Origin of the sequence: Thiomonas arsenitoxydans (genome assembly GCF_000253115.1) — a bacterium.
Classification (GTDB): domain Bacteria; phylum Pseudomonadota; class Gammaproteobacteria; order Burkholderiales; family Burkholderiaceae_C; genus Thiomonas; species Thiomonas arsenitoxydans.
Window position 1 is genome coordinate 1,512,213 of the sequence record NC_014145.1, and the last position, 26,297, is coordinate 1,538,509.

A 26,297-nucleotide genomic window follows, 5' to 3' on the forward strand; every position below is an offset into this window, starting at 1 on the left:
CGGTCGCGACCGGGTGCGCCGTGCCTCCTTCGTGGAGATGGGCCCCGCATTGAGCGTCACCATGTCCGCATCTGCCCCCCGCCCCCGTCCGCCCAGCGGCCTGCGCCAAGCCAGCGCGCAGGAACTGCTGGCGGCTTTTCGCGTGGATGCGGAGGAATTTTTGCGACTGTTCATCGCCGGCTTGCAACCGCAGCCCACGCGCGAGGACACGCTGCAGGCCCTGGGCAACGCCGCCGAAGCCTTGCGCGGCATTCGCATCGGCGCCGACTTTTTGCAGCTTCAAGCCGTCAGCGCGCTTTGCCGCCGGGGCGAACAGGATCTGCTGCAACAACTGCCCTCGGTCGCATCCGGCGCCGCGCTGCAATGGGAGACCTTGCAGGCGGTGATCGACGGCTTGCGCCAGCACTTGCTGCCGGAGCAGGCCAAGCCGACAGCGGCGCCTGCGGCTTCCGAGCCGCCCCCGCTGCAGCCGCCAGCCGAGCCAGAGCCAGAGCCAGAGCCAGAGCCAGAGCCAGAGCCAGAGCCAGAGCCAGAGCCAGAGCCAGAGCCAGAGCCAGAGCCCGTCGCGCCGATGCGCTTTGCACCGCCGCAGGTGTTTGATCCCGCCCCGGCGCCGATCGCGTCCGCAGAGCCGACCCCGCAAACCCCGCCGGACGAGGCGCAGACGCTCACCGTGCAAACCGCCGTGGTCGGCCCCTGGATCGTCGCAGTTCCTCTCGCGTTGGCGCCTGTGGTTCTGCAGCCCGGCACGCCGCAGTGGACCGGCCCGGACGGGCAGCTTCTGCTATTGCAAGACGATGAGGCGCTGCCCGCGCTCGATCTGCCCGCTTGCTGGCAGGTGCCCGAGCCGCAGCACGAGGCCAGCGGCGCTGCGCTGTTGCTTCAGCCCGATTCGGGCGAGCCGCCTTTTGCAGTGCGGGTGCAGGCGCTTGGCCGCCAGCAAGACCTGCTGTTCTGGCCCATGCCACCGGCCGTGCAGTCGGCCTGCGGCGTGCGCGCGGCGGCGTGGGAGGGCGCGCCGTGGCAGCCAGACACCGGGCAGCCCGTGCTGCTGCTCGATCTGCCCTGGCTCGAAGCGCTCCTGCGGGTGGGGAGCGACCGATGACTGGCACGATCTCCTGGCTGCAGTTCCGCGTGGGCGATCAACTTCATGCGCTGGAGGCGGCCCCGGTGCGCCAGATTTTGCGTTCGCCGAAACTGCTGGCGCTGCCGCTGGCGCAGCGCCACCCGCATTGCGCGGGCCTGATGGCCTGGCAGGGACGGCCCCTGCTGGTGCTCGATCTGGGCGCCTGTCTGCTGCGCCGCCCGAGTTTGTCTCGGGGCGATGCGCGGTTTCTGGTCTGGAGCCAGGCGCAGCAGGCCGGCGTTCTGGCGGTAGATGACGTCGGCGGGCTGCTGCGGCTGTCCGCCACCACGCTTACCCGGCACTGGGCGCCGGTGCAGCCGGGGCTGCGGCCGCCGTGGAACGCCATTCGAGGGCTGTTGCACGCTGGAGCGCCTTCACTCGCCGAGCCTTGCATTCCGCAGGCGCCCTGGGCCGAACCCATCGCCGTGTTCGATGTAGCCGCGCTGTGGCAGGCCTGCTGGAACGCCGGGGGAGCACAACCATGAAGCGCACGCCGCAACGCAGCCTGCTGCTGCTGGGCCTGTTCGCGCTGATCTGGGGCGCGGCGCTGGTGGTTGCCGCAGGTCTTGACGCCGAACCCGCGCTGCTGCTCACCGTCTGGGGCGCGGGGGCGGCTCTGCTCGTGCTGCTGGCGTTCTATCTCGATCTGTCTATTCGTCTGGATTTGTTGCAGGTGCAGCAAGTCTTGCGCGAAGCGGTCGCCGCGCCCGATGCGCAGGCGCCGCTCAAATCGTCCCTGGCCGCCTTCTGGCAGCCGTTGATCGACGCGGCCTCTGCAGCGCGTCAGCCCGTGGAAGACGCCGCGCGAGAGAAGGCCAAAATCGCCGCGCAAACTGCCGCCCAGCTCGCCGCTCTGCAGTCGGCGCTCGAAGCCGAGCGGGCGCAAAGCAGCGCCTGGCAGCGGCAGGCGGCTCAAGCGCAGGCCGAACTGGCTCAGCTCAGACAGCAGGCGCAGGACGCGGCCCGTGCAGTAGCGGCAGCCAAAGCCGAGGCCACTGCGGCGACCTTGCCCGACCCGCGTGAGGCGATCGAGAGCGTCGCGAGGGAACAGCGCGAACAGCAGCAGGCCGCTTGGGCGGAACTGAGTTCGCTGGCCAGCAGCCTCGCCGCCGAGGTCGAGGCGCAGATCGGCGCGGCTGCCCAGCGCGAGGCGACCGCCCAGACGCTCGCCGCCGCCCGCGCCGAAAAACTGGCGCAAGCCGAGGCTGAGCACAAGCACAGCACCGAACAACTCGCGCAAACGGCCGAGGCGCTGGCCCTGCTGGGGCTGAACCTGCGGTTGCAACTCTCGCATCTGGCTGCCAGCCGGGCCGCTGCCGAATTGCTCGAACAAACCGAAGCCGATCTCGACGCCTTGCTCGGGGCCATCGTTCAGCCCAGGGCAGAACCCGGCCCGGTGGCGGAGTCAGCCGAGCAGCCCGCGCCAACTGCGGAGCAAGACCCCTCGCCAGCCGACGCCCTGGCCCCGCTGCTGGAGCGCCTGCATGCCGTTGCGGAGCGGGCGGCGCAGGCCGCGCAAAAAAAATCCTAAAGCGCTGTTGGAGCGTGCCGTTAAGAGGAGTGCGGACAGGGTTGTCCGTATTCGGCACGGATGCCGGATTTCCCCATAGCAAAGGAGCTCCATCATGGCCATTTCCGGCATCATCAACACCAACGTCAACGCGCTGAACACCCTCAACGCACTCGGCGGCACGTCCAGCAGCCTCAGCACCTATATTCAGCAGCTGTCCACCGGCAAGCAGATCAACGGGCCTGCGGACAACCCGGCGGGCTACGCCATTTCGCAGCGCTTTCAAACCCAGATCAACGGGCTGAACCAGGCCGTGTCCAACGGCAACCAGGCCGTTTCGCTGGTGCAGACCGCCACCGGCGCGCTGCAAAACGAAACCAACCTGCTGCAACAGATCCGCACCATCGCGGTTCAGTCGGCCAACGGCTCCAACACCGCTTCTGATCGTCAGTCGCTCCAAGGTGTGGTGTCGCAGTTGCTCGCGCAGGTCTCGACCATTGCCACGCAAACCCAGTTCAACGGTCAGAACATCCTCGACGGCTCCTTCAGCGGTCAGCAGTTCCAAGTTGGCGCCAATGCCAATCAGGTGATCAACGTATCAATTGCCAACAGTCAAGGAAATTCAATCGGGCTCAACACAGTAGGTAGTGGCGGCACCGCCAAACTGTTTGACGGCGCCACGAACGGTGATCTGACCAACAACGGCTATGGCGTGGCTTACACCATAGGCGCCACGACTGGCGCGTACCTCGCAAACACGAACGGAATTGCGATTTCTGGGTCAGTGGGCAGCGCCACAACCGCTGCAACCAATCCAGCAGACTCTGCTTCGATTATCGCTTCCGACATCAACAAAATTTCTTCGCAAACCGGTGTCACGGCCACTGCGTCGACGGCGGCGGTCTTTAAAGCGACTGATGGCTCCTACACGTTCAGCCTGCAAACCAGTGGCGTGGGTGGCGCGGGTACGACGGTCAGCGTGACCGCCAACGTAGCCAATGGCGATTTGTCGGGATTGACCTCGGCCATCAACAACACCACGGCGCAGACCGGTATTTCGGCCAGTGTTGATAGCAATGGAAACTTGAAGCTGAGCCAAGGCTCTGGCGACAATATTTCGATTACAGGTTTTTCAGGAACAGGCACGTTGCAGGCGGTCAATGCGAAAGGTGTCGCTCTGGCTGCGTCGAATGCGAATGCGCTTCTTGCAGCTGCCGGTACCCCCGGTTCTGCCACTACCGCACTGATACAAGGTGCGGTGCAAGTGCAGTCCACATCAGGTTTCAGCCTAGACGCTACTGCCGCAGGGAACATTGGCCTTGCCGCAGTGAGTGGTTTGACAAGTGCATCGAACGTCAATGTCTCGACGGTTGAAGGTGCAAACGCCGCACTTGCGGTGATTGACAGCGCCATCAACGCACTTAACCAGCAAGGCGGCGCGCTGGGTGCGATCCAGAACCGGATTCAGGCTTCGGTGCAGAACTCGCAGACCACCGCGACCAATCTGCAGGCGGCCCAGTCTGTGGTGCAGGATGCCAACATCGCCCAGGCGACCACGCAGTTGTCCAAGTACCAGATCCTGCAGCAAGCGGGCATCTCGACCCTGGCGCAGGCGAACTCGCTTCAACAGAGCTACCTCAAGCTCCTGCCGTAATCGAGCTTGATCGTTTCTCCAGGGGGTTTCCCCGGGCCGCTGCGAGGCGTCCCGGGGGTTTTGCCATCTGCTTCATGCTTTTTGTCTTGGTTTCATTGGCCTGAATGGAGGCATCATGGACGTTCAAAATGCCGTGAATTTTTCTTCGCCGGGCAAGTTACAGACCGGCGCGCCAACAGCACCAATAGCGTCTGCGCCAGTTCCGGGTGCGGGGCCAAACTTGACCCAAGCCGCCGCGACTGCAAGCCCTGCGGCCGCAGGGGTTTTGCCGGGTGCAGCACCCAACAGTTTGCCGCCCGCCACTTTGGCGCAGGCGGCTGACACTTTGCAAAAACAGGTCAGCCAGCAAGCGCCCTCCGTGGCACTGACGGCCGGGCTCGACCCGAATGGCGGTCACCCTGGTCAGTTGCTGGTGGAGCTGAAAGACAAACAAACCCAGCAGGTATTCGTGCGCTACTACGTGCCCTCGCAGCAGGTGGTGAAGGCCGCGGCGCAGAGCCCGGACCAGCCGATGTCGCCCGGCAGTCTGTTGCAGGAAAAAGCCTGACGCGGATCGATTCTTCGGCCCTACAGTTCGGCTGGGGTGTGTCGTTAAAACTCTCAAGCGGTAACGCAATCGGAGCGCAGTATGTCGTCGGTATCCATTTCAGGTCTGGTCAGCGGCATCAACGTGCAGTCGTTGATCACCTCGCTGTCGGCGGCGTATCAGCAGCCCATCACGCTGCTGCAGAACCAGGAACAGTCGTACCAGTCCACACTGAGCGCCTGGGGTTCGGTGCAGAGCAGCCTGTCCAGCCTGCAATCGACCGTGGCGGGGCTGCAGAACGTCACCAGTCTGAACAATCGCTCGGTCAGCCTGAGCAACTCCAGCGCGGTGTCGGGTACGGCCAGCTCCAACGCGCCTCTGGGCACGTATTCGTTGAGCAATATCGTGCTGGCGCAGACGCAGAGCATCTACTCCGGCGATTTCGCCTCGGCGACCAACACGGCGGTCGGCACGGGCACGCTGCAGATTCAGGTGGGCAGCGGCTCGGTCACCAATATCAATATCGACGGCACCAATAACTCGCTCAACGGCATCGCCGCGGCGATCAACCAGTCGGGAAGCGGGGTGAATGCGGCGGTCATTTACGACGGCACCGGCTACCGACTGACGATGACGGGCAATAACACCGGCGCGGCCAACGCCTTCACCGTGAGCACCAGCGGCGCTACGGGTTCGCTGGGCAGTTTGAGCTACAGCGCCAGCGCCTCGGGCGGCATGACGGAGAGCCAGACGGCCCGCAACGCCTCGGTGAGCATCAACGGGCTGGCGGTGACCAGCGCCACCAACACGGTCAGCGGGGCGATTCCGGGGGTGAGCCTGAACCTGCTCGAAGCCAGCGGCTCGACCACCCTCACCGTGGCGAACGATACCAGCGCCTTCGTGACCTCGGTGCAGAGTTTCGTCACGGCTTTCAACACCTTGATGGGCACGCTCAACCAGCTCACCGCCTACACCCCCGGGTCGAATGGCGCGTCCGGCCAGAGCGGCCCGCTCATCGGCAACGCCGGAATTCAAACCCTGCGCACCCAACTGCTCAACCTCATCAGCGGACAGGGCATCGGCACCACGCCGGGCAGCGCCTACACCTCGCTCGGCGCGGTGGGCATCAGCCTTGCGCAAGACGGTACCCTGGCGCTCGACAGCGGCAAACTCAGCTCTGCGCTGCAGAGCAACTACAACGCCGTGGCCGGTTTGTTCGGCCAGGTCGGCTCGGCCACCAATGCCAATGTGCAGTATGTCGGCGCGGGCAACAACACCCAGCCGGGCACTTATGCGGTGAATGTCACCTCTGGCGCCACGCAGGCCAGCGCGACGGCCTCCAACCCCATCGCCAGCGGCGGCATCACCAGTGCGGAAACGCTGGTCATCGGTTCGGGCGCAACCAGCGTGTCGGTGCAGCTCGCCTCGGGTTCCACCATCGACACCATCGTCGCCACCATCAACGCCACGCTGAGCCAGCAGGGTTTGAGCGGCATTTCAGCGATCAACAACAACGGCACGCTGGAGTTCCAGTCGGCCGATTACGGCAGTGCGCAGAATTTTTCCGTGGTGTCCACGCAGCCGGCTTCCGCCGGGAGCACCGGCATCGGCACCACGCTGCTGATGGCCAAGGGCACGGATGTGGTCGGGTCGATCAACGGTCAGACCGGAACCGGGGCAGGGCAGCAGCTCACCGTCACGGGGCCGGGTGCGGCATTGGGCCTGCAGGTCAACATCAGCGGTCAGGCCACGGGCAGCCTGGGTTCGGTCACGGTCAGCCAGGGCATCTATCAGCAGATGAATGCCATTCTGACCCAGGCGCTCAATACCCAAAGCGGGTTTGTTTCGGCCGCGACCAGCGGGCTGAACAACACCATCAAGGGTATCAATCAGCAGATCACCCAGTTGCAGAACAGCGCGGCCTCACAGACCGCATTGCTGCAGCAGCAGTTCAACGCCATGCAGACGCAAGTCGCGCAGTTGCAATCGGTGGGGCAATACCTCACCGCGTTCTTCAATCCGCCTGGCAGCAGTTCCAGCTCCAGTTCCAGTTCGACCGGCGGCTGATCGTCGCCCCATCAGGAGAGTTTCATGAGTGCAGCCGCTTTTGCCATGCGCGCCTATCGCCAGGTAGAAAATCAGGGCATCGCCGGAGACAAGCTCTACGCCCTCGGGCTGGACGGCATTCTCGAATACCTGCGGCGGGCAGAGGCCGCGCTGCGCAACCCGGACGGCAAGGATTTGCCGCTCAAGGGGCAATCGCTCGGGCGCGCTTACCAACTGGTTGAGCACCTGCTGGCCGTGCTGCCTGATGGTACGCAAGAGGGCCCGCAGCTTGCCGAACAGCCGGTGGCCGAACGCCTGGAGCGCATTTATACCTACCTGCTGGCCCGTCTGGCGCAGGCCAATATTTTCGACGACCTGCAGGCCATCGAAGACTGCCGCACCGTGGTCACGGCGCTGCGCGACTCCTGGCATCAGGGCATGGAGCAGGCCGCGGCCTGAGCCGCCTTCCGTGGCGACACGGATTGGCCCGACTATTGCTGCAATGGGACAATGCACGGCAAGGAGAACGTCATGTCCCAGTCCAACGAGCCCGCTGATTTCCCGGATTCCCGGTTTTTCGCCAGCCACCCCGACGCGCTGCACGGCGCTGTGGCAGCGGTGCAGCTCGATGGCGTGTTTCCGCTCGACTGGGTGGAAGAACTCAATCCGCCACAGGCCCGCGCAGAAGTCATGGCGGACAACAACACCCTGCTGCGCGCCCTGCTCATGCTCGACGAACCCACTGTGTCGCACGACAGCGAACATGGCCGCGCCGATCCCATCCAAAATCTGGAGCGCCGCGTCGATCTTTTGCTGCTGATGGCCAGCGCGGCGCTGCGCGGGCTGGGCAATCTGCCGCCGGAGCGGCCCTGTGCGCTGTCTTCGCGCAAGCTGCGCTGGGCCAGCGAGCAGCCGCTCGAAGTCGGGCGGCGTCTGTGGGCGCGCATCTACCTGCGTCATCGCATTGCCTTGCCGTTGGTGCTTTCCGGCCTGATGACCGAACAACGTCCCGATCGCGGCCAGTTCTGGCACACCCTGGAGCTCGATCCGCTCGATCAGCAGGTGCAGAACGACCTCGACCGGCTGATCTTCCGTCACCATCGCCGCCAGGTGGCGCGGAAGCGGCAGGGCGCTTGAACCGCTTTTCTGGCGTAGAGACCTCGAACGAATTGAGTCATGGCCCGTAAAAAAGCCCACGAAGAACACGAAAACCACGAGCGGTGGCTGGTGTCGTATGCCGACTTCATCACCCTGCTGTTTGCATTTTTCGTGGTGATGTATTCGATCTCCTCGCTCAACGAAGGCAAGTACAAGGTCTTGTCGCAGACCATGATCGCCGCCTTCACCGGCCAGCCCACCACGCCCAATCCGGTGCAGGTAGGCCAGCCGTTCAACAGTATGCCCTCGGCCATCGATCTGCCGCCTATTCCCAAACAGCAAAAGCCCGAGATCATCGAGCCAGGCCGAGGCGGGCCGGGGGCCAAGGAAGTGCAAAAGACGTTGCAGGGCGTAGCCGAGAAGATTCAAACGCTGCTGGCCAGCGCCATTCGCAAGGGCGATGTGCGGGTGCGCATGACCCCGCTGGGTGTGGTGATCGACATCCATGACACCGTGTTGTTCGCTTCGGGTCAGGCGGCGCTCACCCCGCAGGCGCAAGACCTACTCAACCAGATCGCCGGGGTGCTGCAGGGGGTGGCCTACCCGATTCAGGTCAACGGTTTTACCGATGACCGGCCGATCAACACCCCACAGTTCGGCTCGAACTGGGCGCTGTCGTCGGCGCGGGCAGTGTCGGTGGTGGAAATGTTCATCGAGCAGGGGGTGAAACCCGAACAGCTTGTCGCTGCGGGGTATGGTCAATATCATCCGGTCGAATCCAACGACACCGCCAAAGGTCGCGCGGCCAACCGCCGTGTGAGCGTGGTGATCGTGTCTCCCCTCAGCAATGCGACCGTGACCGATACGCCTCTTAACCCTGCTGAAACGCGTGACGCGTCGCCCGTTGTGTCGCCTGTTACGCAGTCCGTCACGCCGCCCAGCCCCGGAACGCACTCTTGAACGACGATCTCCAACCCCTGAAAAACCGACTGCGCTGGCTCAATCGCAGCATTCTGGTACTCGGCGTTCTCATCTTGCTGGGCCTCATCGTCTGGGCGGTGGTCGGCCTGCGCAAGCCCACGCCAGGCACCGAGAGTACGGTCATTCATCCCGCTTCCAGCGCTTCCAATAGGGCGGCGCGGGCGGCTTCCGCGGTGGCGGCAGCCGCGCCCAAGCCCGCGATGAGCACGGCGCAGCAGGAACGGGCCGCGGCCGCCGCGATGGACGCGCTGTCTGCGGCCAGCGCGCCAAAGACGGCTGCGGAGACGGCGTCTCAGGCCGCTGGGGTAACATCCGCCGCAGCGCCAGCGGAAGTCGCTTCGGCACCGACCCCGGCGCCAACCGCCGTTGTCGAGACTGCGAGTTCAGCGGTCACTGCCGCAGCCCCGAGCAAACCTGTCGTCAAGCCCGTTGCGAAGCCTAAGCCTGAGCAACACAAGCCCGCGGTTCACGCCCGTACCGAGCCCGCGCGTGCTGCGGCGACCCCAGCGAAGCCGAAGCGCGTTGGGGCGGTGGGGGTTTGCCACGCGGCGGGTTGGTATGTGCAGGTGGGCGCTTTTGGCAAGCAGCAGAGCATTGACCGTCTTGCCAGCAAGCTGCACCGCGCGGGCTACACCCAGGTTTGCGTGGCCGCACAGCAAGTGCGCGGGCTGCATCTGTTCTACGTCGGCCCCTATAGAAATGCAGCATCGGCGCGTGATGCAAAAGCCCCGTTGCACAAGCTCACCGGGGTGGAAGGCATTTTGCGCAAGCTAGGTTGATGCACCCCTCATTCGCGGGGCTGCGAGAATGTCGCCATGCTTGACGACCGCGCACCCCATCTCCTGACTGCCGACAGCCCCGATCTGCTGCTGGGCGAGAGCCCGCCGATGCGCACTTTGCGCGAGCAGGTTCGCCGCGTGGCGCAGACCGACAGCACGGTGCTGGTGCTCGGCGAATCGGGCACGGGCAAAGAGTTGGTGGCACGCACCGTGCATTTGCAGTCGCCGCGCGCGGCCCGACCTTTCGTGGCGGTGAATTGCGGCGCGATTCCTGGCGAGCTCATGGAGAGCGAGCTGTTCGGCCATGAACGGGGCGCGTTCACCGGGGCGCTCAATGCGCGCAAGGGCCGGTTTGAACTGGCCGGGCGCGGCACCTTGTTTCTCGACGAAATCGCCGAGATGAGCCCGCCGCTGCAGGTCAAGATTCTGCGGGTGCTGCAGGAAAAGTGCTTCGAGCGTGTCGGGGGCAACGAAGTGCTGAGCGCGCAGTCGCGCATCGTGGCGGCAACGCACCGCGATCTGGAGCAGCAGATCGGGCTGGGCCGGTTTCGCGAAGACCTTTACTACCGCCTCAACGTGTTTCCGGTGCAGGTGCCGCCGCTGCGCCAGCGCGGCGAAGACATTCTGCTGCTGGCCGAACACGCCTTGCAACGCCTCGAGGCGCAGGGGCTGGGGCAGGTGCGTTTTGGCGACGGCGTGCAGCAGGCCCTGCTGAGTTATCGCTGGCCCGGCAATGTGCGCGAATTGCAGAACCTGATGGAGCGGCTGCTCATCCTGCATGCCGGTTCAATCGTGCGTCTGGCCGACCTGCCGCCCAAGCTGCGCGCCGGCGGCGATCTGGCGCGCGATCCGGGACGAGATTTAAGCGTGACCGAGGCGGCTTTGCCTGAAGTGGCAGCGAACACCGCCGCCGAAGACGACGAGCAAGAGGGGCTGAAAGCGCTGATGCAGGCCATGACCGAGCCCGTCCTGCAGCCTGTTCTGCCCGAAGAAGGCATGGACCTGCGCGCCTACCTTGAGCAGATCGAACGCAGCCTGATCGAACAGGCGCTGCAGCGCAGCCGCCATGTGATCGCGCATGCGGCGCAGCACCTCGGCCTGCGCCGCACCACGCTGGTGGAGAAAATCCGCAAATACGGCCTGGGCGCCGAGGCGCGCGAGTAAATTCGCAGATTGCCGCTGTTGCGAGTGCGGGTGACGGAAAATCGTCACTTCTCAGGCCTTGGTTTTGCTAACTTGCTGCCGGGCTGCATGCCCTCTTGTTTCTTCTCTGCCTGATTTCGACCCTTCCCGATGACCTCCCCGCGAATTTTGCTGATCGACCACGACGCCGCGTGTGGCCAGCGACTTTGCGACGAATTGCAGGGCGCGGGTTGCGTGGCCGCGCTGCATGCGGCGGAAGACACCGCCCTGAAAGCGGTCGAGCAGGGCTGGTCGCCCGATTTGGTGTTTTGCGATGGTGAAGGGGTGGGCATCGACGCGACGCGGGTGCTGGCGCGGCTACACGGCCTGCATCCCACGTTGCCGGTGCTGATGGTGGCGCGGCATGCCTCGGTGCAGGCGGCCGTGCAGGCGCTGCAAAGCGGCGCGGCGGACTATCTGAACGCGCCCCTCGATCTCTCGCAGGCGCTGTCCAAGATTCGTCAGTTCGTGCCTTCGGCGACGGCGCTGACCCCGGCGAAAACCAAGGTCGCCGCGGCTTCGAACCCGGTCGCAAGCCCGGCGCCGACCGCGGCCTCGACAAAGACAACATCGGCGCCCGGACCCGCCAGCGGCCTGATCGCCGAGTCTGCCGCGATGCAGCAGATTCTGACCATTGTCCGTCGCGCCGCGCAGACCGATGTCACCGTCATGCTGCTGGGGGAAAGCGGTGTGGGCAAGGAAGTCATGGCGCGCTATGTGCACGCGCAATCGCCGCGCTCGGCAGGGCCGTTCATCGCCATCAACTGCGCCGCCATTCCTGAAACCCTTCTCGAAGCCACGCTGTTCGGCTTCGAGAAGGGCGCTTTTACCGGGGCAGGGCAGTCGGCGCCGGGCAAATTCGAGCAGGCGCAGGGCGGCACGCTGCTGCTCGACGAAGTGACGGAAATGGCCCCGGCGCTACAAGCCAAGCTGCTGCGCGTGCTGCAGGAGCGCGAAATCGAACGCCTGGGTGGGCGCAAACGCATCGCGCTCGACGTGCGACTGGTGGCCACCAGCAACCGCGATCTGCAGCAGGCGGTGCAGCAAGGCGTGCTGCGCGAAGACGTGTATTACCGGCTGAACGTGTTTCCGGTGCAGATTCCGCCGCTGCGCGAGCGCCGCGACGACATTTTGCCGTTGGCCAAGGCCATGCTGGTACGCCATGCGGCGCAGTTTGGCATGACGCCATCGCCCCAGCTCGATTCTTCAGCGCAGCAGGCCTTGCTGGCGCACCGCTGGCCCGGCAATGTGCGCGAGCTCGACAACGTGATGCAGCGCGCGACCATTCTGAGCCAGGGCGGGGTGATTTCAGCGGCCGATCTGCTGTTTCCGCCGCCCGCCGCCGAAAGCCTTCAGCGCGCTTCGACGCCTACGCAGCCGCAGCTCACGCCGCAAGCACCTACGCCGCAGCCCTTTGCGGGCGATCTGGGCAGCGAGTTGGCGTTGAATGAACGCCAGCTCATCGCCGACGCGCTGCAGCACTGCCAGGGCTCGAAGCAGCGGGCCGCAGAGCGTTTGGGCATCAGCCCGCGAACCCTGCGTCACAAATTGCAAAAGCTGCGCGAAGCCGGGCTGGAACTGCCGGAACTGCCTGATGCACCTTGATGCGCCTTGAACCAGCCATAGCTGGAACGTGTTTTGCTTCAAAGGGGCAAAACACCGGTTTAATCCCGGTTGAATCGACGAAAAATTGCCGGAGGCCTCATGCAGATCGATCCCATGCAAAGCGTGCTTGCCCAGATGCGCAGCCTCACCGCGCAGGCGCAGGCGCGGCCCGCCGACGCGGTGGGCGGCAATGCGGCAGCGGCGCTGGGCGCCACCGCGGCCTCGCAGCAATCCGACTTCGCCGCCACGCTCAAGAGCGCCATCGACGGGGTGAGCGGCGAGTTGCAGCACGCCAACGCCCTGCAGCAGCAGTTCGTATCGGGCACGGGCGATGTGAGTTTGAGCGATGTGATGCTCGCTTCGCAAAAGGCCAGCCTGTCGTTTCAGGCGGTGCTGCAGGTGCGCAACAAACTCGTGTCCGCCTATCAGGACATCATGAACATTCAGGCCTGATCGCCCCATCGCACCAAGCCGTTTCCCTGAATGACATTTTTTTGACGCTCCTCTCCTGACGCCCCCTCATGGCCACGACCACCGCCGCCGCGCTGCAAGACCCCTTGGGCGCCTTCCGCCAGATGAATATGAACCAACGCTTCACCTGGCTGGCGGGACTGGCGGCGCTGATCGCGCTGGTCATCGTCACCCTGATGTGGACGAGCCGGCTCGACTATCAGGTGCTCTACACCAATCTTTCCGAGCGCGATGGCGGCGCGGTCATTGGCGAGCTGCAAAAGCTCAACATTCCCTACCGCATCACCGGCGGCGGCGCGGTGATCGAAGTGCCCTCGGCGCAGGTGTACGCCACCCGCATGAAACTCGCGGCCAACGGTCTGCCCAAAGGTGCGGGCGTGGGCTTCGAGGTGCTCGACCACGAGCCGATGGGCACCAGCCAGTTTGTCGAGCGCGTGAATTACCAGCGGGCGCTGGAGGGTTCTCTGGGGCGCACCATCGAATCGCTTTCGGCGGTGCAATCGGCCACGGTGCATCTGGCCATTCCCAAACCCTCGGTGTTCCTGAGCGAGGCCGAGAAGCCCTCAGCCTCGGTGCTGCTCAAGCTCTATCCGGGCCGGGTGCTCAGCGGCGCGCAGGTGGCGGGCATCGTGCATCTGGTGTCGTCCGCCGTGGCGGGGCTGGGGGATAAAAACGTCAGCGTGGTCGATCAGGACGGCAATCTGCTCACCTCCGGGCAGCGGGCCGACAGCGGCATACAGCCCGACCAGCTGATGTATCGCAACACCATCGAGCAGCAATATCGCAAGCAGATCGAAGCGCTGCTCGCGCCTCTGGTGGGCAACGAGGGGGTACGCGTGGCGGTGTCGGCCGACATCGATTTCGCCAAGACTGAATCCAGCTCGGTGGTTTACGGCCAGGGCCATTTGCTCAGCCAGCAGCAGCAAAGCACCAATTCCAGCGGCGGCGGCACGCTGCCCGCCGGTGTGCCCGGCGCGCTGAGCAACCAGCCGCCGGGCGGGGTCACCGCTCCTTTTGTCATGGGCACGGCTTCCGCGCCGCTCACGCCTCAGCAACTCACTCAGATCACGCCCAGCCTCAAGACGCTGGCACCCACGGCGGCCAGCTCGTCGGCCACGAGCAATTACGACCTCGACAAAACGGTCAGCCATACCCAGCAGCCGGTCGGCTCGGTCAAGCGGTTGTCGGTTTCCGTACTGGTGAACGATCAGGCCAAGGGCGGCAAGCCCGTGCCGCTGAACCCGGCGCAGTTGGGGCAAATGAAGCAGCTGGTGGAAAACGCCATCGGTTTCGACGCCAAGCGCGGCGACACCGTGAGCATTGTCAACATGCCCTTCACTGCGGCGCAGAAAGAGGCCGAGAAGCAGTTGCCCTTGTGGCGCCAGGCTTGGGTCTGGGACGGCGTGCGGCAGGCCGCGCCCTACGTCATCGCCCTGATTCTCGGTTTGATGGCTTACCGCGCCATGCGCAAGGCGGCGAGCGGCGATGTCAAGGCCAAACGTCGCAAAGGCAAGGAAGCCGCCGAGGACGACGAGACCGCGCGTGAAGAGACGCCGAGTGACGGCACGCAAAAGTCATCCGGCCCGGGTGCGGGCGCCGAAATGGCGGCGGGCGGTATGCCCGGTTCGCTGGCGCCAGACACGGTGCAATTGAGCAATACCCTGGAGACGGATGCGGCGATCTCGCGCGAACTGGTCAAGCAAGACCCGCGGCGGGCGGCGCAGGTGGTGAAGGAGTGGCTGTCCGATGGCCAGTGAACAAGCCGATTTCAGCGGACTCGACCGCGCGGCCGTGCTGCTGCTGAGTCTGGGAGAAGACCAGGCCGCGGAGATCATGCGCCATCTCGGGCCGCGCGAAGTGCAGCGTTTGGGCGTGGCCATGTCCAAACTCAACCGGGTGAGCGCCGACCAGGCGCATGCGGTCATGCGCGAATTCCGCGAAAAAATTGAGCAGCAGACTGCACTCGGCCTGGGCTCCAACGAATTTCTGCGCGGTGCGCTGACCAAGGCGCTGGGCGGCGAGCGCGCCAATTCGCTGATCGAGCGCATTCTGCACGGCGGCGAATCGAACGGGCTGGAGAACCTCAAGTGGCTCGAGCCGCGCGCCATTGCCGAGCTGATCAAGCTGGAGCATCCGCAAGTGGTGGCGCTGGTGCTGGCCAATATCGAGCCCGAGCAGGCCGGCGAGGTCTTGCACTTTCTCACCGAGCGCCAGGCCGGCGAAGCCATGTTGCGACTGGCCGCGCTCGACGGCCTGCAGCCCAGCGCGCTGCGCGAGCTCAACGAAGTGCTCGAAGAGCAGCTCTCGGGCGATTCGCAGAGCGTGCAGGTCAGTTCCGTGGGCGGGCCGAAGGTCACCGCCGAGATTCTCAACCGGGTGGAAACCGCGCTGTCGTCGAGCATCATGGAGCATCTGCGCTCGCAGGACGAAGAACTGGCGACCAAGGTGCAAGACCAGATGTTCGTGTTCGACGATCTGATCAATGTGGACGACCGCAGTCTGCAAACCATGATGCGCGAAATTTCGTCGGAAACGCTGATTCTGGCGCTCAAGGGCACCAACAACGCGCTCAAGGAGAAATTTCTCAGCAATATGTCCAAGCGCGCCTCTGAAATGCTGCGTGACGACATGGAGGCCAAGGGGCCGGTCAAGCTCTCCGAAGTGGAGGGGGCGCAGAAGGAAATTCTGCAGATCGCCTCGCGCCTGGAAGCGGCGGGCCAGATTCAGCTGGGCAGCGGCGGCGGCGAACAACTCGTCGGCTGATGCCTGTCGACCCGTAACCGGTTCTCATCGAAACCATGAGCGGCATCATTCCCAAGGAAGACGCGCAGGCCGCGCGGCGCTGGCAGCCGCCGGAAATGGACTCTGCGGCGCGCACCGCCGTGCAGCCCCCGCTTCAGACCGCTGGCGGCCCGCCCACCGCGCAGCAGTTCGAGGCGGTATACGCGCAGGCCGAGGCGCAGGGCCGCGAAGACGGCCGACAGGCGGGCCTGGAACAAGGCCATCGAGAAGGCTACGCCGCTGGACACGCCGAGGGCCTAGCCGCCGGGCGGGCGCAGGCGCAGCAGGAACGTGAGACGCTGCAGGCGCTGCTCTCCCGCGTCACCCAACCCGTGGCCGCGCTCGACGCCGAGGCCGAGACGGCGCTGGTGGCGCTGGCACTGGAACTGGCGCGGCAGGTCATCCTGCAAGAGCTGCGCACTCAGCCCGAAGCGCTGCTGCCCATTGTGCGCAAGGCCCTGGCGGCTTTTCCGGCACAGGCGGGGGCGCCTTCGGTGCGGCTTCATCCCCTTGATCTGGACGTGTTGCGCAACGCCGCGCCCGATCTCGAAAGCAGCGGCGTGACCCTGCTGGCGGACGACGCCCTGCAGCGTGGCGATCTGATCGTGGCCGCTGCCGCGCCGGGGCAGACCGCCACGCCCGACCGCCGCTGGCGCACGCGCTCGCGCGAGGCAGTGAGCGAACTCGATCTGCGCGTGGAAGAGCGCTGGCGGCAGATCATGACCCGGCTGTTCGAGGAGGGTCTGCAATGAGGGGGCTGCAATGCGTCTGACCAAGGTATCGCGCCACTTGCAAAACCTGCAGCATCGCTTGCAATCGGGCGGGCCTCTGCCCCTGGTCTATAGCGGCAGCCTGGTGCGGGTGCGCGGGCTTATTCTTGAAGCGCAGGGGCTGGAGGCGAGTCTGGGCGAGCGTTGCCGCATCAGCACCGAGCAGAACCGTGTCATCGACGCCGAAGTGGTGGGTTTCAACGGCGATCATGTGCAGCTCATGGCGTTGGGCGAAGTGCAGGGCCTCACACCGGGGGCGCGGGTGCATCCCGTGCCGGGCGATATTCGCATTCCCGTCGGGCCCGAGCTGCTCGGGCGCGTGCTCGACGGCAACGGCCGTCCGCTCGACGGCGACGGCGCGCTGCTGGCCTCACACTACACCACCTTGTCCACCCAGCAGATCAACCCGCTGGCCCGGGCGCTGGTGCGCCAGCCGCTCGACGTGGGCGTGCGCGCGATCAATGCGCTGTTCACCGTGGGCCGTGGCGCGCGCATGGGGTTGTTCGCGGGCAGCGGCGTGGGCAAGAGCGTGCTGCTGGGCATGATGGCGCGCAACACCAATGCCGACGTCATCGTGGTGGGCCTCATCGGCGAGCGGGGCCGTGAGGTCAAAGAGTTCATCGAAGACATTCTGGGCGTGGAAGGGCGCAGCAGGGCCGTCGTGGTGGCCGCCCCGGCCGACGCCCCGGCGTTGACCCGCATTCGCGGCGCGCGTCTGGCCACCGCGATGGCCGAGTATTACCGCGACCAGGGGCTGAACGTGCTGCTGCTGATGGATTCGGTCACCCGCTACGCCCTGGCGCTGCGCGAAGTGGCGCTGGCCGCAGGCGAGCCCCCGGCGGCGCGCGGTTTTCCGCCCTCGGTGTTCGCCAAGCTGCCGGCGCTGGTGGAGCGCGCGGGCAACGGGCCGGAGGGCGGCGGCAGCATCACCGCGTTCTACACCGTGCTGATGGAAGGCGACGACCAGCAAGACCCGGTCGCCGACAACGTGCGCGCCATTCTCGACGGCCACATCGTGCTCAGTCGCCGTCTGGCCGAGCAGGGGCACTTTCCGGCCATCGACCTGCAGGCGTCGATCAGCCGCGTGATGCCGGCCATCGCCACTCCGCTGGAACTTCGGCGCATGCAGAAGCTCAAGGAAATGCAATCGCGCTACGCCAGCCAGCAAGACCTCATCGCCGTGGGCGCCTACACCCCGGGCGCCGACCTGCAACTCGACCAGGCGGTGCAGGCGCACGCCGGCATCCGCGAGTTTTTGATTCAGGACATGCACGCCGCTGTCGGCCTGACACAGAGCCGACAGGAACTGGCCGATCTGATGACGCCCTACCTTGTTTGAAATGTCGGGTTTTTGACGATTTCGACAGGGAAGTTTGGGCCTGCCGGGTGCAAGGTTTACACTTTGCCTGAATCAAATTCGGCCCCCAACGCATGACCTACAACAACACCCTCAGCCCGCAACGGCTGGAGACCCTTCAGGCTTTGCATGCGCAAGCCGTAGAGGCCAGTCAGAATGCGGGTCAACTCGTGGGTAAACAGCAGGACATTCTTCGAACCGCGCAGGCGAAGCTTGCACAGCTTGAAAGTTATGCCGCGCAATATCGTGAACAGATCCAGACTCTGGGCACTGCCGGCACCGCCTGGAGTCAGGTGCGCGACCTGCGCGGTTTTGTCGATCGCATCGAATCGGCCATCACCGCGCAGAAAGTCGAACTCAACCGCCAGCAGCTCATCCTGACCGAACTCATGGGGCAATGGACGGCAGCGCGCCAGCGCGAAAAGGCGTTTGAGGTGCTGATCGACCAGCATCAGGCACAAAAACGCCAGGGACAAAAGGCCAGCGCGCTGAAAAACCTGCAGGAATGGGCGGTACGGCGAGCGTCGCAATTCCTGCCCAGCTCGCAGCAGCGGTCTGATTTCTGAAGTCGCAAGATCAGTCAGGCTGCAGTCAGTCAGGCTGCAGTCAGTCAGGCTGGCGCAGGTTTTGCTTAGAACGGGTATCAACTCGTTTGAGCCGCCATCATGCCGCTGATCGTTCCTGTCGTGTCCACCCCTGCTGCGCCACCTGCCGAATCGTCGTCGGCCGGGGCTGCAACGTCTCAGAACGAGACCGGGCCAAGCTTTTCCGACGCGCTTTCGCGTGCGGGCAAGGCGGCGCCTTCGTCGTCGGCGTCCTCAGATTCGGCAAAAGCGCAGAAACCGAGCGAGGCTTCATCTTCAGACGCAAAAGCGACAGCGCAGGCGCAGGGCAAGGCCGATTCGCCGCAGATGCAGTCATCCGCGCCATCACAAGATTCTGCAGCGGCGAATGCGAGCGCATCGGCGCTGGCCCTGCAGACCAGCGGGGCGCTCGAAGCGGCAATGGCGGCAGCGCAAAGCGGCAAAACCTTGCCGCAGGACGACCGCAAGACTGCGCCGAAGGATGCCAGCCCAGCAGCAGTACCTGGCCCCGTGCTCGCCGCCATGCTGCAGGCGCCGGTTGCCACCTCGGTTGCCGCGCCCATTGCCACCCCGACGGCTGAGGCCCAAGACGCCAAAACCTTGCCGACCTCTGCACTGCTGGCCGGACCGCAGAACGACCCGCTGACAGACCGGCAGGCGAACTTCGGGCGCGCGGGAGCGCCAGCTGGCGTCACGACGGGCGACACAACCAAGGGCGCCGAGAGCCTGCCCGCGTGGATGCAGAACCTGGCGGGCAGCGCTGCAGACGCCGCACAGCCCAGCCGATTCGCGGCTCTGCATCAGTCCCTCACCACGGCTTCAGACCTTTCGGCCCTGCAGGCCGCACCATCGAACCATGCCGACGCAACCCCGTCTGTTGTCTCGCCAACTCAGATCGGGCAGGCTTTGACTCTGGGTATGCCACAGGCCAACCAAGTATCGCAGACGGTCTGGGCGGCTACCGTGCCCGCCCATATGGGGTCGCCCGACTGGGGGCAGGCGATGAATCAGCAGGTCTTGCTGGCGGCACAGGGGCAGCAGCAATTCGCCACGCTGCATCTCAATCCGCCGCAACTCGGGCCGCTCGAAGTCCATCTGCAGATGCACGATGGCCAGATTCAGGCGCAGTTTGTCTCCGCGCATGCCGTGGTGCGGCAGGCGGTCGAGGCGGCGCTGCCGCAACTGCGCGATGTGTTTGCCGGGGCCGGGCTGTCGCTCGGCCAGACTTCCGTCGGCACACAAGGCGGGCAGGGCGATCGCCAGCAGGCACGCTCACAGCGTGGCACCTCGGGATCGAACGCGATTGCCGACATCGCCGCAGGCGGAGCACCGGGCGCTTCGGCTGCGCAGGTCTTGCGCTGGCAGCAGGGACTGGTGAACACCTATGTGTGAGAACCTGGGGGTCTTTCATGCTGCGGTCGGTGTGCTGCTCGCAGCGGCGCCCCTTCAAAAACCCCGCCCTTGTGTCGTTAAACCCTGCAGTGAAAACGCATTGATCGTCCTTCACGCGCAAAGGGTGCGCAGCGTGCGCGCCCCAATCAGCACATCAGGAGTGGGGTATGGCGGAACAAGAGGCCAAGGCCAAGGAAAAGGGCGGCGGCAAGACCAAGTTGATCATCATCATTCTGGTGGCGGTGATCGTGCTGATGGCCGGGGGCGGCGCGGCGGCATTTTTTCTGATGAAGCCCAAGGCGGCGCCCACCGCGGCCGAGCTGGCTGCGGAGGCTGCGGCCGAGAAGGCGAAGAACATGCGTTTCATCAGCATGGAGCCGTTTGTCACCAATCTGCAGAGTACCGACGGCACAGTGCATTACCTGCAGGTCAAGATCGATCTCAAGACTTACGATCCTTTGGTTGAAGGCAAGGTCAAGCTCATGACGCCCGAACTCCGCAACAACATTCTGCGCATCCTCGCGGCCCAGTCGATCGACAAGGTCGATTCGGTGGAAGGGCGCGATCATCTGCGCGAAGACATCCTGCATTCGGTGAACAAGGTGCTCGAAGGCGCGCCTGCGGTGGCCGCTGCAGGTGGGGAACATGGCGGCGGGGGCGGCGCGGCTGCCGCTGCGCATGGACATGACGGGGCGCCGATCGACGGCGTGTTTTTTACCGCTTTCGTGGTGCAGTGAAATGAAACAGCCCCGACGCTCGATTTGCTCGCTGCTCCGCGAGGGCAGTGCCCTCTTCCTTATAACGTCTGTGCGGAACTGACATGGTTCAAGACGTCCTCTCCCAAGACGAAGTCGACGCGCTGTTCGGCGGCATTTCAGGCGAAGAGCCGGTGGCCGAACCGGAGGCGGCGGATGAAGGGGGCGTGCGTCCTTACGACCTGGCCAGCCAGGACCGCATCGTGCGCGGGCGCATGCCCACGCTGGAAGTCATCAACGAGCGCTTCGCCCGGCTGTGGCGGGTGAGTCTGTTCAACTTTCTGCGGCGCGCCTCTGAAATCTCGGTGTCGTCGGTGAAGCTGACCAAGTACAACGAGTTCATTCGCGGCCTGGTCGTGCCCAGCAATCTCAATCTGGTGCAGATGAAACCTTTGCGCGGAACCGCGTTGTTCATCTTCGACCCGCGGCTGATTTTCAGCGTGATCGACAACTTTTTCGGGGGAGATGGCCGCTTTCACGCCCGCATCGAGGGCCGCGACTTTACCCCGCTGGAGCAGCGCATCATCAAGCGCATGCTCGACATGGTGTTCAAGGAATACAAAACCGCCTGGGCGCCCGTGCTGCCGCTGGAGCCCGAGCTCACGCGCTCCGAAGTCAACCCGCAGTTCGTCAACATCGCCACCCCGACCGAGGTGGTCATCGTCTCCACCTTCGATGTCGAGATCGAGGGCGGCGGCGGTAGCCTGCACGTGTGCATCCCGTACAGCATGGTCGAACCCATCCGCGACCAGCTCACCACCGGCATGACCACAGACCGCAGCGAGGTCGACCACCGCTGGGTCAAGGCCTTGCAGACTGAAATGCGCGAGGCCGAAGTGGAAATGCGCGTCGAACTGCTGCAACGGCAAATTCTGGTGCGCGAACTGCTGAATCTGCGGGTCGGCGATGTCCTGCCGGTGGACATGCCCGAAACCGTGATTGCCCGCGTGGACGGCATTCCCGTGCTGCTGGGCGAGTATGGCCGGCACGAAGACAAGATGGCGCTCAAGATTCGCCAGCAGCTTTTCCCGGAGGTGCCCGAGAAGGCGCAACTCCTGGCGCACGGCGCGCACTGATTCCGATCCCTTATTCCGCAGGACATTCCATGGCAGAAGACACCTCCACCGACACCGCAGCCGCCGACGATCTGGCAGCCTGGGGCGAAGCCATGGCGGAGCAGGGCGTATCCGCCGAGCCTGCAGCCGCTGCGGCAGAGCCGCCCAAGGTGCAACCCGCCCCCTTCGCCGAACTTCGTGCCGATCAGGGCGGCGGCGCGCCCAACAACCAGCTCGATCTGGTGATGGACATCCCCGTCACGCTGTCGGTGGAACTGGGCCGCACCAAAATCCAGATTCGCGAACTGCTGCAACTGGCGCAAGGTTCAGTGGTCGATCTCGACCGGCTCGCAGGCGAACCGATGGATGTGCTGGTCAACGGCTTTCTCATCGCGCGCGGCGAAGTCGTGCTGGTGAATGACAAGTTCGGCATTCGCCTGACCGACATCGTCAGCCCGACCGAGCGCGCCCGGCGCCTGGCTTGAACTGTTAGAAAAGCCGACGGCTCAAGCCAATCTGAACTGCAGCATGCTTTCCTGCAAAGCCTGCGCGTGCGCATTCATCTCTTCGGCAGTGGCCGCGAGTTGTTCCGAAGCCGAGGCGTTCTGCTGGGTGACGGCGGAGAGCTGCGCCACCGCCTGATTGATCTGCTGCATGCCGGTGGCCTGTTCTTCCGACGCTGCTGTGATCTCCTGCACCAGATCCGAAGTCTTCGAGATATTGGGTGCCATCTGCGCAATCAAGCTACCCGCCGCATCCGCCTGCTTCACCGTCGAAGTCGCCAGATCGCCAATCTCCTTGGCCGCCACCTGAGAGCGCTCCGCCAGCTTGCGCACCTCCGCGGCCACCACCGCAAAGCCCTTGCCATGCTCCCCAGCCCGGGCCGCTTCAATCGCCGCATTCAAAGCCAGCATATTGGTCTGATACGCAATGTCATCGATGATCGAGATGCGCTCCGCTATGGCTTGCATCGCCGAGACCGTGCCCTGCACCGCCGCACCCCCTTCACGCGCTTGGCCTGCCGCCTGCTGCGCCATCGAATCCGTCAGACGGGCGTTATCCGCATTCTGGCGAATCGAAGCGGTCGCCTGCTCCAGCGTGGCCGAGGTTTCCTCCACCGAAGCCGCCTGCTCCGAAGACGACTGCGACAGACTTTGCGAAGTGGCCGACACCTGGGTGGACGCCGAGAGCAACTGCTCGGCCGACGACCGCACCGAGCCGATGACCGAAGTCAGCCGCCCGACCATGTCCCCCAAAGCTGTGAGCAACTGCCCGGTTTCATCCTTCGAGGTGGAAGCCACCCGCACCGACAGATCGCCTTCGGCGACACGCTGGGTCACAGAAACGGCTTCGGCTAGAGGACGGGTGATGGAACGGGTGATGAGCCAGGCAGCGGCGATAGCCAGCAGCAGGGCGAGCACAGCCAGGCCGATGCTGGCATTGCGGGCAGCCACGAAATCGGACTCGCTCTGGGCATAGAGCGTATCGGTCTGACCCCGCAACAACGTCTCAATGGCCGCGGTTTCCTGGCGAACCTCGCGTGACACGATCAAGCCGGATTTGAGGTAATCGGCCGCAGCGGTGCCGAAGTTGCTTCGCTGCATTTCAGGAATCGCGGTCTGTTGCGCCGAACGTCCTTTGGCGATGATGGCGCGCAGGTTGTCGAGCCGGGTCTGCAGTTGCGGGGTGGGTTGCAGAGACTCCAAAGTCTTGAAAGCGGCGTCCGTATTCACACGTTGTTCAGCGATAAGGGCACGATCGGCATCACTGAACTGCTGCGACAGCAGGCTGCGCAGCATGATGCGTGTGGTGTTCTGGCTGCTGTTGGCAATGATGGTGACGGCTCGCTCCTTGGCGAGACGGTTTTGCACCACGAGCTGCATGTGGCTCTGAATGCGAGAGGCTTCGTACAGCCCGAACGCCGCGTTGACAAGCAGAAGAACGATCAGCAGGCCGAAGGCGAGGCTGAGGCGTGTGCCGATGCGAAGGTTGTTGAACATGGAAGGCTCACTTTGTGCGGACGTTGAAGGGGTTCAGTTGCTCAGTGCCGGGGCCTGGCGCCCCTGCGCGCTTCGGCTGGCGCGGCTGATCAGGGGGGCGGCGTCGAGGATGAGCGCCACTTCGCCGTTGCCCAGAATGGTCGAGCCGCTGATGCCTTGCAGGTGGGCGAACAGCGCGCCCAGCGGTTTGATGACGGTCTGATATTCGCCAAGCAGGGCATCGACGACGATGCCAGCGCGCTGCCCGCCGATTTGCGCGACCACCACATTGCTGCGGGTGTTCGGCGAGTCAGCGGCAGAGTCCGCCAAACCGAGCTGTTCGCGCAGATGCAATAGGGGCAACACTTCGCCGCGCAGGTTGATATAGCCCTGCTGCGGCTGGGTGGGCGCAAACTCCATGCACTCGATCACCGCGTCGAGCGGCAGCACGAAGGTGCGCCCGGCGGCTTGCACCAGAAAGCCGTCGATGATGGCGAGCGTCAAGGGCAGGCGCAGGTGCATCTGCGTGCCCACGCCGGCGCTGCTCTGGATGTCGATGCTGCCGCGAATGGCTTCGATATTGCGTTTGACCACGTCCATGCCCACGCCACGGCCGGACAGGTCGGTGACGGCGTCGGCGGTGGAGAAGCCGGGCTCGAAAATCAGCGCCCACACCTCGGCGTCGGGCAGGGCGGCGGCGGCCTCAGTCGAAATCAGACCGCGCTCGACGGCTTTGGCAAGAATGCGCTCGCGGTTCAGCCCGCCGCCGTCGTCTGAAACCGTGATGAGAATGCTGCCCGAGTCGTGACGGGCGGCGAGTTTGAGGGTGCCTTGGGCGGGTTTGCCGCGGGCGGTGCGCACTTCGGGGGACTCGATGCCGTGATCGATCGAGTTGCGCACCAGGTGCATCAGCGGATCGGCGATGCGCTCGACCAGGGTTTTATCCATCTCGGTGTCGGCGCCTTCGATGACCAGGGCGATGTCTTTGCCCAGCTCACGCGACACGTCGCGCACCACGCGCTGAAAGCGCGCGAAGGTTTCGCCGATCTCGACCATGCGCAGCTTGAGCGCCCGCTCGCGGATGTCTTCGACCAGCCGGGTGATCTGCGCGGCGGCTTCGATCTGGCTGGCGTTCTGCGCGTGCAGCGCATTGCCGGCGCTGGCAATCACCAGTTCGCCCACGAGGTTGATGAGGGCGTCGAGCTTGTCGGCGGCCACGCGCAGCATCTGGTTGTCACGGCTGCGTTTGTCTTTGATCTGCTTCTGTTTGTCGAGCGCGGCCTGCACAATGGGCTGGTGCGTGGCGCCTTCGCGCACCAGAATCTCGCCCAAGGGGGCGGCCGGTGCGCCGGTGGCCTGCGCGTCGTGTTGCGCGTTGAGCGCGTCGCTCAATTCTTTCTGCGTCAGCGTGCCGATCTGCACCAGAATGTCGCCCAGCCGCAGGTCGTCTTCGGGCAGGCTGCGAATGAGTTGCACATAGTCGGCAATGCGGCTGTGCGCGGGCAGGATGCGGATGGTGCTGTCTTCCTGCACGAACTCGAACACGGCGGCGATTTCTTCCTTGCTGGCCTCGCTCTTGAAGTTGATCTCGAAACCGAGATAGCTGGTCTCGGCGTCCATCGCGTCGAGCGGGGGCAGGGCGTCGGTCAGGGTGACGAGACCGACGATTTCGCCCAGCCCGCGCAGATAGCGGATGAAGGCCAGCGGGTCCATGCCGTTGCGCAGACTGTCGGCGCCGAAGCGCAGCGACAGATGCCACGATGGCGTCAGCGCCGATCCGTGCGCGAGCACGGTGACGGGGGCGGCTTCCGCCGAGGGGGCGCTCGGTGCGATGGGGCTTTGCTGGGCCACGACCAGCGCACCGCCTGCGGGCTGCTGAGCGGCCTGCAGCCGGGTGACCAGCGCCTGTTCTTCCGGGGTGTCGGCGATGCAGGCACCTTGGCTGTCGATCTGGTCGATCAGTTGCGCGAGGTGATCGCGCCCTTGCAGCAACAGCGCGACGAGTTCGCTGCTGACGGCGAGTTTGCCTGCGCGAATCTGGTCGAGCACGCTTTCCAGATGGTGAGTGAAACGCACGATGCCGTCGAGGCCGAACAGCCCGGCCGAGCCTTTGATGGTGTGGGCCGCGCGGAACAGGGCGTTGATGTGCTCGCCATCCAGGGCGTCATCAATAGCGTCATCAGCGCCGCCTTGGGGTTCGAGTTCCATCAGCCCGCGTTCCATGCCTTCGAGCAGCTCTTGCGCTTCGACGATGAAGGAGCGCATGGCCTGCTGCATTTGTTGTTCGAAGCTCATGCGTGCTCCTTGGGGGCTGTGGTGTGGCCGAACTCGACTACCGGGTCGCCGAAGTAGGCGAGCAGGCCGCAGAGTTCGAGGGCGTCGATGACGGCGGGGCTGTGCCCGCTGAGTTTGAGGCTGTGCTCCAGATTGCTGGCCTGCTGTTTGGCGGCCAGCAGAATCTGTACGCCGGAGGCATCGATCTCGTCGACCGCGGTCAACTGCAGTTCGACCAGGGGATGCTGGGCGATCAGCTCGGCCAGCCGGGTGCGCACCTCGGCGGCGGCATAGATGTCGAGCGCGCCTTGCAGCGTCACGCTGCAAGCCGGGCCGGCTTGATGGGGGATGATGTCCACAGCGTCTCCTCTG

25 protein-coding genes are annotated in these 26,297 nt (G+C 64.8%); 22 read left to right on the forward strand and 3 right to left on the reverse strand.

Going from position 1 to position 26,297, the window contains the following annotated elements; all coding sequences use genetic code 11:
* Positions 1–61: 61 nt before the first annotated feature.
* From THI_RS06960 to fliN, 22 genes are all read left to right on the forward strand, one after another.
* The gene (locus tag THI_RS06960) at positions 62–1,105 is read left to right on the forward strand and encodes a histidine kinase (protein WP_231836435.1); all 1,044 of its coding nucleotides are present in this window, start codon (positions 62–64) and stop codon (positions 1,103–1,105) included.
* Positions 1,102–1,611 (forward strand): chemotaxis protein CheW, encoded by a 510-nt coding sequence (locus THI_RS06965; protein WP_013105544.1) that lies wholly within the window; start codon positions 1,102–1,104, stop codon positions 1,609–1,611. Before THI_RS06960 ends, THI_RS06965 begins: the two co-directional genes overlap by 4 nt.
* Positions 1,608–2,657 (forward strand): hypothetical protein, encoded by a 1,050-nt coding sequence (locus THI_RS06970; RefSeq protein ID WP_013105545.1) that lies wholly within the window; start codon positions 1,608–1,610, stop codon positions 2,655–2,657. The genes THI_RS06965 and THI_RS06970 overlap by 4 nt, the downstream gene beginning before the upstream one ends.
* 94 nt (positions 2,658–2,751) lie before the next feature.
* Positions 2,752–4,290: a flagellin N-terminal helical domain-containing protein gene (locus tag THI_RS06975; protein WP_013105546.1), complete on the forward strand. Its 1,539-nt coding sequence runs from the start codon at positions 2,752–2,754 to the stop codon at positions 4,288–4,290.
* A gap of 115 nt (positions 4,291–4,405) precedes the next feature.
* Complete coding sequence (locus tag THI_RS06980) at positions 4,406–4,837, forward strand: hypothetical protein (RefSeq protein ID WP_013105547.1); 432 nt, start codon at positions 4,406–4,408, stop codon at positions 4,835–4,837.
* An 81-nt stretch (positions 4,838–4,918) separates the two neighbouring features.
* On the forward strand, positions 4,919–6,883 hold the full coding sequence (fliD, locus tag THI_RS06985; RefSeq protein ID WP_013105548.1) for a flagellar filament capping protein FliD: 1,965 nt from the start codon (positions 4,919–4,921) through the stop codon (positions 6,881–6,883).
* A gap of 24 nt (positions 6,884–6,907) precedes the next feature.
* Positions 6,908–7,321, forward strand: coding sequence for a flagellar export chaperone FliS (fliS, locus tag THI_RS06990; protein WP_013105549.1), 414 nt, complete (start codon positions 6,908–6,910; stop codon positions 7,319–7,321).
* A 72-nt stretch (positions 7,322–7,393) separates the two neighbouring features.
* On the forward strand, positions 7,394–7,999 hold the full coding sequence (locus THI_RS06995; RefSeq protein ID WP_013105550.1) for a PilZ domain-containing protein: 606 nt from the start codon (positions 7,394–7,396) through the stop codon (positions 7,997–7,999).
* 39 nt (positions 8,000–8,038) lie between these two features.
* A complete protein-coding gene (motD, locus tag THI_RS07000; RefSeq protein WP_013105551.1) occupies positions 8,039–8,920 on the forward strand; it encodes a flagellar motor protein MotD in 882 nt (293 codons plus the stop codon).
* Entirely contained in the window at positions 8,917–9,720 is an 804-nt protein-coding gene (locus THI_RS07005; protein ID WP_013105552.1) for an SPOR domain-containing protein, read from the forward strand. The genes motD and THI_RS07005 overlap by 4 nt, the downstream gene beginning before the upstream one ends.
* Positions 9,721–9,756: 36 nt before the next feature.
* Positions 9,757–10,884, forward strand: a complete 1,128-nt coding sequence (locus THI_RS07010; protein ID WP_013105553.1) for a sigma-54 interaction domain-containing protein — start codon at positions 9,757–9,759, stop codon at positions 10,882–10,884.
* Positions 10,885–11,013: 129 nt separating this feature from the next.
* Positions 11,014–12,507 (forward strand): sigma-54-dependent transcriptional regulator, encoded by a 1,494-nt coding sequence (locus THI_RS07015; protein ID WP_013105554.1) that lies wholly within the window; start codon positions 11,014–11,016, stop codon positions 12,505–12,507.
* A gap of 99 nt (positions 12,508–12,606) precedes the next feature.
* Positions 12,607–12,960: a flagellar hook-basal body complex protein FliE gene (fliE, locus tag THI_RS07020; RefSeq protein WP_013105555.1), complete on the forward strand. Its 354-nt coding sequence runs from the start codon at positions 12,607–12,609 to the stop codon at positions 12,958–12,960.
* A 68-nt stretch (positions 12,961–13,028) separates the two neighbouring features.
* On the forward strand, positions 13,029–14,735 hold the full coding sequence (gene fliF, locus THI_RS07025) for a flagellar basal-body MS-ring/collar protein FliF (protein ID WP_013105556.1): 1,707 nt from the start codon (positions 13,029–13,031) through the stop codon (positions 14,733–14,735).
* Positions 14,725–15,741, forward strand: a complete 1,017-nt coding sequence (gene fliG, locus THI_RS07030) for a flagellar motor switch protein FliG (RefSeq protein WP_013105557.1) — start codon at positions 14,725–14,727, stop codon at positions 15,739–15,741. Before fliF ends, fliG begins: the two co-directional genes overlap by 11 nt.
* Before the next feature lie 35 nt (positions 15,742–15,776).
* Entirely contained in the window at positions 15,777–16,511 is a 735-nt protein-coding gene (locus THI_RS07035) for a FliH/SctL family protein (protein WP_013105558.1), read from the forward strand.
* 10 nt (positions 16,512–16,521) lie between these two features.
* Complete coding sequence (locus tag THI_RS07040; RefSeq protein ID WP_013105559.1) at positions 16,522–17,868, forward strand: FliI/YscN family ATPase; 1,347 nt, start codon at positions 16,522–16,524, stop codon at positions 17,866–17,868.
* A gap of 92 nt (positions 17,869–17,960) precedes the next feature.
* Positions 17,961–18,452 (forward strand): flagellar export protein FliJ, encoded by a 492-nt coding sequence (locus tag THI_RS07045; RefSeq protein WP_013105560.1) that lies wholly within the window; start codon positions 17,961–17,963, stop codon positions 18,450–18,452.
* Between the two features lie 99 nt (positions 18,453–18,551).
* Positions 18,552–19,862, forward strand: coding sequence for a flagellar hook-length control protein FliK (locus THI_RS07050; protein WP_013105561.1), 1,311 nt, complete (start codon positions 18,552–18,554; stop codon positions 19,860–19,862).
* A 167-nt stretch (positions 19,863–20,029) separates the two neighbouring features.
* Positions 20,030–20,599 (forward strand): flagellar basal body-associated FliL family protein, encoded by a 570-nt coding sequence (locus THI_RS07055; RefSeq protein WP_013105562.1) that lies wholly within the window; start codon positions 20,030–20,032, stop codon positions 20,597–20,599.
* A gap of 83 nt (positions 20,600–20,682) precedes the next feature.
* The gene (gene fliM, locus THI_RS07060) at positions 20,683–21,693 is read left to right on the forward strand and encodes a flagellar motor switch protein FliM (protein ID WP_013105563.1); all 1,011 of its coding nucleotides are present in this window, start codon (positions 20,683–20,685) and stop codon (positions 21,691–21,693) included.
* A 29-nt stretch (positions 21,694–21,722) separates the two neighbouring features.
* Positions 21,723–22,157 carry a flagellar motor switch protein FliN gene (fliN, locus tag THI_RS07065; protein WP_013105564.1) on the forward strand — a complete coding sequence of 145 codons (435 nt, stop codon included), beginning with the start codon at positions 21,723–21,725 and terminating at the stop codon, positions 22,155–22,157.
* Positions 22,158–22,178: 21 nt separating this feature from the next.
* On the opposite strand, the gene THI_RS07070 is transcribed toward fliN, so the two are convergent.
* The 3 genes from THI_RS07070 to THI_RS07080 are packed head-to-tail and all read right to left on the reverse strand — an operon-like array spanning position 22,179 to position 26,284.
* Positions 22,179–23,672, reverse strand: a complete 1,494-nt coding sequence (locus THI_RS07070; RefSeq protein ID WP_013105565.1) for a methyl-accepting chemotaxis protein — start codon at positions 23,670–23,672, stop codon at positions 22,179–22,181.
* A 33-nt stretch (positions 23,673–23,705) separates the two neighbouring features.
* Positions 23,706–25,946, reverse strand: a complete 2,241-nt coding sequence (locus THI_RS07075) for a chemotaxis protein CheA (protein WP_013105566.1) — start codon at positions 25,944–25,946, stop codon at positions 23,706–23,708.
* The gene (locus tag THI_RS07080) at positions 25,943–26,284 is read right to left on the reverse strand and encodes an STAS domain-containing protein (RefSeq protein WP_013105567.1); all 342 of its coding nucleotides are present in this window, start codon (positions 26,282–26,284) and stop codon (positions 25,943–25,945) included. The genes THI_RS07075 and THI_RS07080 overlap by 4 nt, the downstream gene beginning before the upstream one ends.
* Between the last annotated feature and the right edge of the window lie 13 nt (positions 26,285–26,297).